13 protein-coding genes are annotated in these 13,937 nt (G+C 29.7%); 7 read left to right on the plus strand and 6 right to left on the minus strand.

Annotated elements, in window-relative coordinates:
- Positions 1-47 precede the first annotated feature (47 nt).
- Entirely contained in the window at positions 48-380 is a 333-nt protein-coding gene (locus tag VC03_RS05605; protein ID WP_046329053.1) for an SdpI family protein, read from the minus strand.
- 72 nt (positions 381-452) lie between these two features.
- The gene (locus VC03_RS05610) at positions 453-1,043 is read right to left on the minus strand and encodes a hypothetical protein (RefSeq protein WP_046329054.1); all 591 of its coding nucleotides are present in this window, start codon (positions 1,041-1,043) and stop codon (positions 453-455) included.
- Between the two features lie 368 nt (positions 1,044-1,411).
- On the opposite strand from VC03_RS05610, the gene VC03_RS05615 reads away from it, so the two are divergent.
- Genes VC03_RS05615 through VC03_RS05645 form a run of 7 tightly spaced genes read left to right on the plus strand, consistent with a single transcriptional unit; the run spans position 1,412 to position 9,371 of the window.
- Complete coding sequence (locus VC03_RS05615) at positions 1,412-2,383, plus strand: ABC transporter permease (RefSeq protein WP_046329055.1); 972 nt, start codon at positions 1,412-1,414, stop codon at positions 2,381-2,383.
- Positions 2,383-3,333, plus strand: coding sequence for an ABC transporter permease (locus VC03_RS05620; protein WP_046329056.1), 951 nt, complete (start codon positions 2,383-2,385; stop codon positions 3,331-3,333). The genes VC03_RS05615 and VC03_RS05620 overlap by 1 nt, the downstream gene beginning before the upstream one ends.
- Positions 3,334-3,344: 11 nt before the next feature.
- Positions 3,345-4,445: an ABC transporter ATP-binding protein gene (locus VC03_RS05625; protein WP_046329057.1), complete on the plus strand. Its 1,101-nt coding sequence runs from the start codon at positions 3,345-3,347 to the stop codon at positions 4,443-4,445.
- Positions 4,445-5,377: an ABC transporter ATP-binding protein gene (locus VC03_RS05630; RefSeq protein ID WP_046329058.1), complete on the plus strand. Its 933-nt coding sequence runs from the start codon at positions 4,445-4,447 to the stop codon at positions 5,375-5,377. The genes VC03_RS05625 and VC03_RS05630 overlap by 1 nt, the downstream gene beginning before the upstream one ends.
- A 2-nt stretch (positions 5,378-5,379) precedes the next feature.
- Entirely contained in the window at positions 5,380-6,975 is a 1,596-nt protein-coding gene (locus VC03_RS05635; RefSeq protein WP_046329059.1) for a peptide ABC transporter substrate-binding protein, read from the plus strand.
- Between the two features lie 11 nt (positions 6,976-6,986).
- A complete protein-coding gene (locus VC03_RS05640; protein WP_084710376.1) occupies positions 6,987-8,579 on the plus strand; it encodes a peptide ABC transporter substrate-binding protein in 1,593 nt (530 codons plus the stop codon).
- Positions 8,580-9,371, plus strand: a complete 792-nt coding sequence (locus tag VC03_RS05645; protein ID WP_046329060.1) for an HAD-IIB family hydrolase — start codon at positions 8,580-8,582, stop codon at positions 9,369-9,371.
- 38 nt (positions 9,372-9,409) lie between these two features.
- On the opposite strand, the gene rsmG is transcribed toward VC03_RS05645, so the two are convergent.
- The 4 genes from rsmG to VC03_RS05665 are packed head-to-tail and all read right to left on the minus strand — an operon-like array spanning position 9,410 to position 13,924.
- Positions 9,410-10,051 (minus strand): 16S rRNA (guanine(527)-N(7))-methyltransferase RsmG, encoded by a 642-nt coding sequence (rsmG, locus tag VC03_RS05650; protein WP_046329061.1) that lies wholly within the window; start codon positions 10,049-10,051, stop codon positions 9,410-9,412.
- Positions 10,045-11,934: a tRNA uridine-5-carboxymethylaminomethyl(34) synthesis enzyme MnmG gene (gene mnmG / locus VC03_RS05655; protein ID WP_046329062.1), complete on the minus strand. Its 1,890-nt coding sequence runs from the start codon at positions 11,932-11,934 to the stop codon at positions 10,045-10,047. The genes rsmG and mnmG overlap by 7 nt, the downstream gene beginning before the upstream one ends.
- Positions 11,931-12,581 (minus strand): potassium channel family protein, encoded by a 651-nt coding sequence (locus VC03_RS05660; RefSeq protein ID WP_046329063.1) that lies wholly within the window; start codon positions 12,579-12,581, stop codon positions 11,931-11,933. The genes mnmG and VC03_RS05660 overlap by 4 nt, the downstream gene beginning before the upstream one ends.
- Positions 12,582-12,589: 8 nt before the next feature.
- Positions 12,590-13,924, minus strand: a complete 1,335-nt coding sequence (locus VC03_RS05665; RefSeq protein WP_046329064.1) for a TrkH family potassium uptake protein — start codon at positions 13,922-13,924, stop codon at positions 12,590-12,592.
- Positions 13,925-13,937 lie beyond the last annotated feature (13 nt).

The following is a 13,937-nucleotide window of genomic DNA, read 5'->3' on the forward strand; positions in this document are numbered from 1 at the left end:
CCCTATTTTTTATTAAGTAACAAAAGGATTAACAAAAAGTTAATCCTTTACTTGTCAAATTTGTTATCAATATATATGCACATAAATACAAACGAACACGAACATATTACCGTTAACATAAGTGCATTCCATTCCATTGGTAATATATTAAAGTACAAAACTACTGAAACAAAAATAAATAAAACAACTCCTAAAATCATTGATATTTTCCCGCAAAGCATATTTATTCTCTTCCAATTCTCTTGATTCTTCATCGAATTTTTAGTTCTTATACCACATGCGTTGTTTATAGGACCATTTGCTATTTTTTTCCAATACGGATATGAAATAATCAACAATATTGGTATTAAGTAATCAATTACTAAAAAGAAGTATTTCATAAATCTCTCCCATCATTTGTTATCGCAACATATTATATTATATTTCACATATATTTTCAACTTGATAGGTTTTTATTTTTCTCTATGTAATTTTGCTGTGAACTTAAATTCTGCCATATCAGGTACTTTATATCCAGGTCCCATTGGTTTTGGTATGTATAAATAAGTGAACTTACCGTCTTTTTCTTTATACATTACAGACTTATCATAAGGCCCTACTGGATCAAATTTAACTACTTCATAGTCTTTATCTTCAATCTTTATCTTATTTTCACTTAATTTTGGATATACATGTGAGTGTAGGTATCCATATGTTGAATGGAAAAATTCTCCTTTATCTATATCCATCATTGTAACATTTGCCTTTATTATTAAATCACCTTTTTTAGTTTTAATAATATCAAAATTACCATTTCTATCTGCATAACCATATTTTGTTTTTACTATAAAGATTCTACCCCAACCCCAAACATATGCTACATCTAAGTTTGTATCTTTAGTTTTTGCAATAATTAATTTTAAAGGCAGATTACTTTTATCCTTATATGTCACATATACCTTTTCTGTTCCTTCTTTAAATTCAGGTCTTTTAAAATGTCCATGTGAAAATGAACTTACTGCTAAAGTTACTGTTGCTAGTAAAACTGTTAATATTTTTTTCATATATATATTTACCTCCTATTTTTTCCTATTATATATTACACTTTTCGTATAAGCAATATGCCTCATTCAGTTCCATATTTTTTTATTCCACATATGCTTGATAATTGCTAAAAGCCTTTAATTTCAAATTTTTTTAGTTTTTTTTACATTAAAAATTTTTATGCTTACATTACTTATATTTATACATAAAAGAAATTGAATAACTTTTCAGACTAATATTGTCAGTGTCTATAGCTTTTCTTTAACAGATTCTTATTTTTCTAATTTATATTTTTTCTAAATCATGATTTTCACTAATCTTGTATTAAAAAAATATATAAGCTATAATACCCATATATTTTTAAAAGCCTAATAGAGAAAGGAGAACTATGAAAAATATTTTAAAATTTTTAGTAAAGCGGATTATTGCCAGCTTTATTACCTTATTATTAATAATAACAATAACATTTGTATTATTACATAAATTACCTGGAGACCCATTTCAAGGTGAAAAAGCCATTCCGCCTCAAATTAAAGCAAATTTGATGGCAAAATACAATCTAGATAAACCTTTATCTACTCAATACAAAACTTACTTAGAACAGTTAAGTAAAGCTGATTTAGGATTATCTATGAAGGAAAGAGGTAGAAGTGTTAACTCAGTAATAAAGGAAAGCTTCCCTGTTTCAGCTGACTTAGGAATAAGAGCTATACTTTTTGGACTTATAGTCGGTATACCTCTTGGAATATTATCAGCATTATTCAGAAACAAACTTATTGACAGATTCTCAATGATTATAGCAGTAATAGGTATATCAGTACCAAGCTTCATAATAGCAGGTCTACTACAACTATATGCTGTAAATATACATAAAGAGATATTGATTAATAAGCTACATCTACCACTGGGTAGAATATTACTAACTGGTTGGGACAGCCCTGCTAAGAAGATATTGCCTGTAATAGCATTAGGACTATTCATAGTAGCAGAAATTGCAAGACTTACTAGAAGTAAAATGATAGAAATTATGGAACAAGACTATATTAAATTAGCAATAGCTAAGGGGGTTAGCCCATTTAAAATAGTAATGACACATGCTTTAAGAAATGCGTTATTACCAATTATTACAATAATATCACCTACAATAGCTGGTGTATTAACAGGTTCATTCGTTATAGAAACAATGTTTGGTATACCTGGACTTGGTAAATATTACATAGGAAGTATAATCGATAGAGACTATACAATGGTATTAGGTGTTACAGTCTTTTATGCAGCATTTTTAATACTTATGATGATAATAATGGATCTAGTTTATGCTTTAGTTGATCCTAAGATAAAAATTGGAGGGGGTAAATAATGGTTAAATATGACAGAGAAAAATATGTAACTACTCCTGAAGATTTCACATTTGTGGGTCCAGACAAGAATAAAAGAGAAGAAATTACTAAACCTAGCCTTACTTACTGGCAAGATGCATGGAGAAGATTTAAAAAGAATAAACTTGCTATGGCATTCTTAGTTTTCTTAGGTTTTGGACTATTCTTAGCCATCTTTGGACAACACATTACAAAGTATTCATACTTTGAACAAAATACAAAATTAAGATTCTTAACTCCACTAAAAGGAATAAAATTAGGACATTACCTAGGTACAGATACACTTGGACGTGACTTATTCGCACGTATATCACAAGGTATTAGAGTATCTATGGAATTAGCAATAATAGTAGCTGCTGTCTGTGTTGTTGTAGGTACTATATACGGTTCTATTGCAGCATACTTCGGTGGAATAGTAGATATGTTAATGGTTAGATTTATAGAAATAGTTATAGCTGTACCATCTATGATATACATCATACTTTTAATGGTTGTAATGGGTAACAGTGTTAAGACTATAGTAATCGCATTATCACTAACACGTTGGTTAGGATATGCCCTACTAGTAAGAGGTGAAGTTCTAAAATTAAAAGAAAATGAATATGTTATGGCTTCAACTGCTCTTGGTGCAAGTTTTACTAGAATAATATTCAAGCACTTAATTCCAAATACTTTAAGTGTAATAATAGTTAAACTTACTATGGACATACCATCAATAATATTCTCAGAAGCATTCTTAAGCTTTATAGGTCTAGGAGTTCCTATTCCTCAAGCTTCATTAGGTAACTTAGCAGCAGATGGTTTCAAAGAAATTAACTCACATGTTTACTTATTCTTAATTCCATCAATAGCTATATCACTAATTACTTTATCATTTAATATTATTGGAGACGCATTAAGTGATGCTTTAAATCCAAAGCTTAGAGATTAGAAAGGAACAAAATGGAAGAAAATAATATTTTAGAAGTTAAAAATTTAAGTGTTTCATTTAATACCTATGCTGGTGAAGTTAAAGCACTAAGAGATATTAGCTTTTCAGTAAAAAGGGGAGAAACACTGGCAATCGTTGGTGAATCTGGTAGTGGTAAATCAGTTACTGTACAAACTATAATGAGACTATTACCAACACCTCCTTGTGAAGTTAAACAAGGAGAAATAATATTCGATGGTGTAGACTTATTAAAACTATCACCAAAAGAAATGAGAAAATATAGGGGTGGAAGAATAGGAATGATATTCCAAGATCCTATGACATCACTAAACCCAGTTATTAAAATTGGAAAACAAATAATGGAAGGTATCTTAATACATAAAAAAGTTTCTAGGGCTGAAGCTAAAAAGTTAGCCATTGAAATGTTAAGAAAAGTTGGAATACCTAAACCTGAAGAAAGATTTGAACAATATCCACACCAATTCTCAGGTGGGATGCGTCAAAGAGTTGTAATTGCAATTGCACTAGCATGTGAACCAGATTTACTTATCTGTGATGAACCTACAACAGCTCTAGATGTTACTATACAAGCTCAAATACTTGATTTAATAAATGAATTAAAGAAATCATTGAATATAGCAGTAATACTAATAACTCACGATCTTGGTGTAGTTGCTGAAACTGCAGATAAGGTTATTGTTATGTATGCTGGTGAAAAACTAGAAGAAGCTAGTGTAGATGACTTATTCAATAATCCACTACACTCATATACTTGGGGATTATTAAAATCACTACCAAGATTAGACACTGATTCTAGTACAGAATTATTCTCAATTAATGGTACACCACCTGATTTATTAAACCCACCAAAAGGAGATCCTTTTGCAGCTAGATCTGAATTTTCATTAAAGATAGACTACGAAAGAAAACCACCTTTAGTTGAGGTTACAAAAAATCATTTTGTTAGATGTTGGCACTATACAGATGGTGCTCCTGAAATGAAATTCTTACCAGACGGAAATATATTAATGAAACCTAAGGTTGGAGATCCATATATCATTAAAACAAGTTTTTCAAACTTAAAAATAGCTAACATACAAGGAGGGAAATAATGGAAAAGGTATTTGAAATTAAAAACTTAAAAAAATATTTCCCACTAGAAGGAAAATCAGTATTAAAAGCTGTTGATGATGTTTCTTTAGACATATACAAAGGAGAAGTTTTAAGTCTTGTTGGAGAATCTGGTAGTGGAAAAACAACATTCGGTAGAACAATTTGTAGACTTTATGAAAAAACTTTCGGTAATATTTCATTATTTGGTAAACCCATTGAAAAGTATTCAAAAAAAGAATTTACTAAAAATGTACAAATGATATTCCAAGATCCTCAAGCTTCACTAAATCCAAGAATGACTGTTGGAGATATTATAGCTGAGGGTATGGATATACATAAGTTATACAAAAACAAAAGTGAAAGACAGGAAAAAATATATTCTTTATTAGAATTAGTTGGTTTAAGTAGAGAACACGCAAACAGATTCCCTCATGAGTTTTCTGGGGGACAACGTCAAAGAATAGGTATAGCAAGAGCATTAGCAGTTAATCCAAAAGTTTTAATCTGTGATGAACCTATATCTGCATTAGATGTTTCTATACAAGCACAAGTTGTAAACTTACTAAAAAAACTACAAAAAGAACGTGAACTAACTCTTATCTTTATTGCACACGATCTATCAATGGTTAAATACATATCTGATAGAGTTGCAGTTATGTTTAGAGGTAGAATCGTAGAATTAGGTAGTCCTGATGAAGTGTATAATAACCCAGTACATATTTATACTAAATCACTAATATCAGCTGTTCCTATTCCTGATCCCCATCATGATAGGAAAGCAAACCGTATAAATATGGACGAATCATATTTGAGAAGTCCTGTTGGTACCATGGAAGAATTGAAAAACATTATGCCTAACTCAGGGTTAATTGAGTACAAAAAAGATCATTATGTTGAAAAAGAATACATAGAAAATAACGGAGGTAAATAACTATGAAAAAACTTTTAGCAATATTTGTTTGCTTTTTAACACTGTTTAGTTGTGGGTCGAGCTCTACATCAAATGGTAAATATTTAACACTTAATTTATCAGAAGAAGGTAAAACGATAGACACAGCTTTACAAACAGACGTATCTTCAGGAGATTTACATCAATTTATAAGTGAAGGTTTAACAAAGATTGATCCTAAAACTAAACAACCAGTTCCTGGACTTGCTGAAAAATATGAAATCTCAGAAGATGGACTAACATATACATTCCACTTAAGAGATGGAATAAAATGGTCTAACGGAGAAGCTATTACAGCTAATGACTTTAAATTTGCATGGCTTCGTGCTCTAGACCCTAACACAGCTGCACCTTATGCATATATGCTATACCCTATTAAAAATGCTGAAAAATTCAATAATGGTAAAGCAAGCAAAGATGAAGTTGGTATAAAAGTAGTAGATGACAAGACATTAGAAGTTAAACTAGAAGCTGCAACTCCATACTTCTTATCATTAACTGCATTCGTAACATATATGCCAGTAAATGAAAAATTCTTTAATGAATGTGGAGATAAATTTGCACTAGAACCAGATAAATTACTTTACTCTGGACCATTCAAAATGGTATCTTGGACTCATAACTCAGAAATTAAACTAGTTAAGAATGAAAACTACTATGATAAAGACAAGATAAAATTAGATGGTGTTAACATTAAATTTATAGCTAACCCAGCTGCTGCATTAAATGCATTTAAGAATGATGAAATTGACTTTACAGCTTTAACTGCTGAACAATATGATGAATACAAAGATAATCCTAACTTACATAAAGTCTTAATGGCTACAAACTGGTATCTAGAATTTAATCATAAAGAAAAATTCTTAGGTAATACAAATGTAAGAAAAGCTATACTTCTAGCTATAAACAAAGAAGAATTAACACAAACAGTATTTAATGGAATAAATGATCCTGCATATACATTCACACCAAAAGGTGTTGGTATGCCTGGACTTAAAACTAATGACTTTGCGACTGAAATCGGTGTAAGTGCACCTAAATTCAACGCATCTGAAGCAAAAGCTTGCCTTGAAAAAGGATTAAAAGAATTAGGACTTTCTAAAGCTCCAGTTATTTCAATTATACTTAACGATTCTGGATTAAACAAAAAGATTGGTGAATCTATACAAGAATACTTAAGAGTTAACTTAGGTATTGAAGTTAAGATTGAAACTATGGCATTTAAAGAAAGACTTGCTAGAATGGAAAGCGGACAATTTGATATGGTATTAGCTGGTTGGGGTGCTGACTACCAAGACGCAATGACATTCCTTGACTTACTAGAATCTACTAATGGTAATAACCATGGTAAATATTCTAACCCTGAATATGATAAATGTATTAGACTTGCAAAGTCTACACCAAACAAGGAAGAAAGATACTTAGCTATGAAACGTGCTGAAGAAATAATAGCATCTGATATACCTATTGCACTATTATTCCAAGCAAAACACAACTACATAGTAAATGAAAAGCTAAATAACTTCTCATTCTCAGCTATAGGACCTGAATTCCTTATGAATTATGCTGACTTTAAATAGAGGTGAATTTTATGATTAAGAAATTTTTATTATCAATATTTCTTTTTATTACCCTGTTTTCTTGTGGGAGTTCTACTCCCACAGGAAAAGTATTAAATTACAGACTTCCTGAAGAAGGTAAAAGTTTAGACCCGCAATTGTTAACTGATCACACTGGTTGTAACATACACCAATTACTTAGTGAAGGTTTAACTAAACTTGATATGGAAACAAAACAACCTAAACCAGGTTTAGCAGAAAAATATGAAGTTAGTGCTGACGGTTTAACATGGACTTTCCACTTAAGAGATAATCTTAAATGGTCAAATGGTGATAAATTAACCGCAAATGATTTCAAATATGCATGGTTACGTGCATTAGATCCTAAAACTGCTTCAGAATATGCATTCATACTTTTCCCAATAAAAAATGCTGAAAAATTCAACGACGGAAAATGTAGTAAGGATGAAGTAGGAATAAATGTATTAGACGATAAAACATTAGAAGTTAAACTTGAAAATGTTACACCTTACTTCCCATCATTAACTTCATTTGTAACTTACTTACCTGCAAATGAAAAATTCGTAGAAGAAAAAGGTGAAAAGTACGCATTAGAACCTGAAGATATTTTATCTTCTGGTCCATTTATATTGAAAAAGTGGACACATAACTCTGAAATGTATCTAGAAAAAAATCCTAACTACTATGCAAAAGATAAAATCTCACTTGATGGTGTTAAGATTAAATTCATAATGGATAATGCTGCTGCATTAAATGCATTTAAGAATGATGAAATTGATTTTACTAATATAAGTTCTGAACAATATGACGAATTTAAAGATGACAAGAGATTAAAAGTTCTTCCTCAAGCTCAAATGTACTTCTTAATGTACAACTTCCAAAACAAAGTATTAACTAACTTGAAGATAAGAAAAGCATTTGATCTTGCATTAAATAAGGATGATATAAACAAATCTGCATTCAATGGTTTAAATTCTGTTATATACAACTTTACTCCACACAAAGTTGGTATGCCAGGTAATAAGACAAATGACTTTGGTAGTGAAGTTGGAGATGTTATAGAAAAATACAATGTAGATAAGGCTAAAGAACTATTTAAAGAAGGTATGAAGGAACTTGGTTTAACTGAATTCCCTAAATTATCTATAATCGTTAATGATATGGACAACAACAAGAAAGTTGCTGAAAATATACAAGAACAACTTAGAACAAATCTTGGTATAGAATTTGATATCCAAGTTATGACATATAAGGAAAGATTATCAAGACAAACTAATGGTGACTTTGATATAGCTCTTACTCGTTGGGGTGCTGACTATCAAGATGCTATGACATTCCTTGATTTATTCATGACTAAGAATGGTAATAACAATGGTAAGTATTCTAATCCAGAATATGATAAATATGTTCAATTAGCTAAAGCTGAACCAGACAAGGCTAAGAGATTTGAATACTTGAAGAAAGTTGAAGAAATAATAGCAAATGATGTACCAATTACTGTACTTTATCAAGTAAATAAATACTATGTTGTAAATGATAGAATTTCAAACTATGCTTTCTCTCCTGTTAATAGTGATATGTTCGCTGAAACGGTGATAAAGTAGATGAGTATTAAGCTTATTGCATTTGATTTAGATGGTACAATTTTTAGTAATACTGTTTCAGAAAAAGTTAAATTAGCTTTTTCTGAACTTGAAAAAAGAAAAATAAAGATACTTCCAATAACAGGAAGATCTCTACATTCTACGCTAGACATACTAGATATGGCTGGTATAAAGAATAACAAGGAATTGTCAGTTTTAACTACAGGAGCTCTTGTACAAGATTTAAACACAAAAGATATAAAAAATAAAAACTTTCTCAAATCATTAGACTTTTTAAAACTGAAAAAATATGAAAACTCGAATATTCATATAAGTGTTTATACTACCAAATTTTTGTACTACACTACTCTAAGTGAAGAGCTCCTAAATGATGCTTATGCTCTAAAAGATCCGCTACGTTTAATAACTGATACAGATTTTGAAGGTGACATATGCAGAATAAATTTTATGGGAAAAGAAGAACATTTAAATGAGTTTAAAAAGCTTTATGTAGATGAACTTTCAAAGGATTATTATGTTGTAAGTAATATACCTACTAGCTTAGAGATACTATCAAAAAAATCTAGTAAGGCTAATGGATTAAAGTTCGTAATGGATTACTATGGCTTTACTAAAGATGAAGTATTAGCAATAGGTGATGGTAATAATGATGTTTCTATGTTTAATGTCGTTACAAACTCTGTTGCTATGGGTAATGCTAGTGAATATGTAAAAAAACATGCAAAATATATTACATCCTCTATTGAAAATGACGGTTTCTATGTGATACTAAAAGAATTAGAGATAATATAAATAAAGCTAATCAAGTTAAATCTTGGTTAGCTTTTTATTTACAGTGGCTTTTTTTTAGGAACTCCCACTTTTCTTGGATACTTCTTATCTGTTATTCCCTTTTTTTGTATTTCTATTACAACTCTTTCATCTTTTGAAATAGGTAAATTAAATTTATGTATTGCCTTTACTTCTGATTTTAAAACCTTTAATGCATTCTTTGCTTGTTCTATCTCATCTGCACTTTGTTTTTGTGCTAAAAATCTTCCATTAACCTTTAAAAAAGGAACTTCATATTCTAATATTATTGATAGATGAGCTACACCTCTACATAAACCTACATCGAATTTTTCTCTATTCTTTTCTATTAGTTCTTCTGCTCTCAAAGTACTTGTTTTTACATTTTTTAATTCTAAGTCTTCTATTACATTGTTAATAAAGTCAATTTTCTTCTTAACTGAATCAACTAACAAAAACTCTTTATCTGGATTTAGAATGGCTAAAACTAAACCTGGAAAACCTGCACCTGTCCCTATATCTATTATCTTCTTATCTTCTTTTGTTAATAAATCATTTAAAAGCATAGAATCATAAAAATGTTTGTCTATAATCTCATCTTTTTCTCTAATTGCCGTTAAATTCATTACCTTATTCTTTTCCATTAACAATTCAAGATATCTTTTTAATTTTTCATTTAACATTTTAACCTACCATCTAAGTACATAATTAATACTGCAATATCTGCTGGTGTTACACCTAATATATTAGATGCTTGTCCTAGTGTATAAGGTCTTTTTTCTTTTAGTTTTTGTTTTGCTTCTCCTGTAATACCCTTCATATTATCATAATCAAAATCACTAGGTATCTTCCAATTATCAAGCTTCTTTGCTTTTTCTATCATTTGATATGCTTTTTTTATGTAACCTTCATACTTAACTACTACTTCTATTTGATATTCTATATCATCACGAAAATCAAGGTTATACCCTATTCCCATTTCTTTTACTATATTCTTAATATCTTCATAGCTTACCTTAGGTCTTCTTAAAAATTCCTTCAATGTTACACCACTTTTAGTAGTTTCTCCATATTTTTCAAGTAAATCTCTAAAAGTTGTGTTACTTATACCCACACTAGTCTTATCTAAGAATTCTACAACATCTTTTACTGTCTTTTCTTTTTCTAATACTTTATTATATTCTTCATCACTAACTAACCCTATATCATGTCCATACTTAGATAAACGTATATCAGCATTATCTTCACGGAGTATAAGTCTGTATTCTGATCTTGCTGTAAACATTCTATATGGTTCTTCTATTCTTTTAGTAATTAAATCATCTATCATAGTTGCTATATATGAACTATTTCTATAAAGTATTAGAGGTTCTTTATTCATTAGTGATAAACTAGCATTAATTCCAGCTATTAGTCCTTGTGCTGCTGCTTCTTCATAACCACTAGTTCCATTTATTTGACCTGCTAAGTATAGACCCTTTACTTTTCTAGTTTCAAGCGTATAATCTAATTCTTGTGCTGAAACAAAGTCATATTCAACAGCATATCCATATCTCATTATCTTTGCATTTTCCATACCTTTTATTGAATTAACCATTTGTTGTTGATAGCTTGCTGGAAAACTTGTAGATAAACCACTAATATATACTTCTGTTGTATCAAAACCTTCTGGTTCTAAGAATAAATGATGTGATGACTTATCACTAAATCTTACTATCTTATCTTCTATAGATGGGCAGTATCTAGGCCCTGTACTGTGTATAGTTCCATTATACATAGGTGCTTTATCTAGGTTATTTAATACTATATCATGCATAGTTTGGTTAGTTCTTGTAAGATAACATGATAGTTGTCTTCTTTTTAATACATCTTCATCTTTTGATGAGAATGAATACTTTAAAGGCTTTCCTATTTCACCTGGTTGTTCTTCTAATATATCAAAATTTATTGTTCTTCCATCTATTCTAGGTGAAGTCCCTGTTTTAAATCTTCTTACTTCAAGACCTAATTCAACTAATGATTTTGTTAAGTCCTTTGCACTTAACTCTCCCATTCTTCCACCTTCAAGTTTTTTATCACCTATGTATAGCAAACCATTTAAAAATGTTCCAGTTGATAGTATTAATTTTTTAGTTTTAAGTTCCAGACCATTTTTTGTCTTTATACCTGTAACCTTATTACCCTCGTGTAGTATTTCTGTTACTATATCTTGTATTATATCCAAGTTTTCTTGTTTTTCTACAGTCTTTTTCATGTTATTAGCATAAAGTTTTCTATCTGCTTGTGCTCTTAATGATCTTACAGCTGGTCCTTTTTTAGTATTTAGTATTCTCATTTGGATAAAGCTCTTATCCATATTCTTACCCATTTGACCACCTAATGCATCAATTTCTTTAACTAAATGACTCTTAGCTGGTCCACCAATAGATGGATTACAACTCATTTCCCCTATATTATCTAAACGTATAGTAAACATCGCTGTTTTAAATCCAAGTCTTGCACAAGCAAGGCTAGCTTCTATACCAGCATGTCCTGCTCCTACAACTATTACATCATATTCTATCATTTCATTAACGCTCCAATACCTTCTGTTTTACCTAATACTACTATTGTATCTTCTTCTTTAAATTTGTATTCTGGTGAAGGAGTAATATTAAATTCTCCTTGTGTTCTGATGGCTATAACATTGGTTGAATACTTATGTCTTAAATTTAGTTCTAATAAAGACTTACCTATGAATATCTTAGGCACTTTAATTTCAAATACTGAATATTCATTTGAGAATTTAAAATACTCTATTACTGTTGGTCTCATTACTGAATATGCTATCTTTTCACCCATTAATTCTTCTGGATAAACAACTTGATCTGCACCTAATTTTTCTAAAACCTTACCTTGTATTTTTGTTTCTGCCTTACATACTATATTCTTAACATCTAATTCTTTTAACATAAGTGTTACTAAGATACTGTCTTGTATGTTACTTCCTATACAAACAAATGCAGCATCAAAACTATCTTTAACTATATTCTTCAATGCATTTTCATCTTTTGCATCTAATGTTATTGCATCTTCTACTATTCCTTCATCTAATATACGTTGTACTGCTTCTTCATTTTCATCTAATGCTAATACAATATTTCCGTTTTCATATAAAGTTTTTGCTATTGCTCTTCCAAATTTACCAAGTCCTATTACTAGATAATTTTTCATCTTAACTCCTAACCTATTAAAATAGTTTCTTCTGAATATTTATACTTTCCTTCTTGCTTTCTCTTTCTTGAAACAGCATATAGGATGGTAAGAGGTCCTACTCTACCTATATACATAGTTATTATCAATATTATTTTCGTAATCACAGATAACTTTGCTGTTAGTCCCATACTTAATCCTACAGTACCAAAAGCTGATACTAATTCAAATAGTAGTGGCAAGAATCCCATTTTACTATCAAATATACTCATTAAAAATATCATGAATAATATATATGATAATGATAATATTAGTATAGCACATGCCTTATTAAACGTAGTCCATGATATTCTTCTTCTTCTATATTGTATATCTTCTCTTCCTGTTATAGAGTTTGTTATACCTAATAAAAGAACTCCTAAAGTTGTTGTTTTTAGTCCCCCTCCTGTTGACCCTGGAGAAGCACCTATAAACATTAAAAAGATATATATTATTATCGTAGGTAATGTAATACCACTTAAATTAATAGTTTGAAATCCTGCTGTTCTTAAAGTTATACTTTGAAAATATGATGCTAATATCTTATTTTTCAAGCTCAAACTTCCTAATGTTAAACTATTACTATACTCTAGTACAAATGTTAGAACTGTACCTAATATTATTAATATTATTGTCATATTTATTGCTATATGTGTACTATTAGAGATCTTACGTCTTACACCTTTAAATACATTGTATATATCAATTATGGCTGCAAATCCTAAACCACCTAGAATGATAAGGGTTGTTACACATAGATTTATTAGTAAACTTGATTGATATCCTTCTAGGTTATTAGAAAATAGGGCAAATCCTGCATTACAAAAAGCTGATATTGCATGGAATATTGAATAACCTATTGCATCCTTAATAGGCATTTTTCTAATAAATTCAATAAAAAGAATAAGTGCTCCTAAAAATTCTATACTAAATACCATTATAGATACTTGCTTTAGGTATCTAGGTATTTCTGTTAATATATTGTAGTTTATATCCTCACTTACTATCTTTTTGGTATAATATCCCATTTTACTAGATATACTAAGAATAACCATAGATGAAAAAGTTAATACACCTAATCCACCTAATTGTATTAGTATCATAATAACTATTTTACCAAATATTGTATATGTACTATGTACATCATTTACAACCAATCCTGTTACACATAATGCTGATGTAGCTGTAAATAGACTCTCTAAGAAATTCCCTATGTGTCCATTATTTAATGAAATAGGTAGCATTAAAAGAAATGCCCCTAAAAACATCATAATAATGAAGGATAAAAGTATTAACACATACGGACTTAATTTTATCTTTTTCATTTTCACTCCACTT

It is taken from the genome of Sneathia vaginalis (assembly GCF_000973085.1).
Lineage (GTDB): Bacteria > Fusobacteriota > Fusobacteriia > Fusobacteriales > Leptotrichiaceae > Sneathia > Sneathia vaginalis.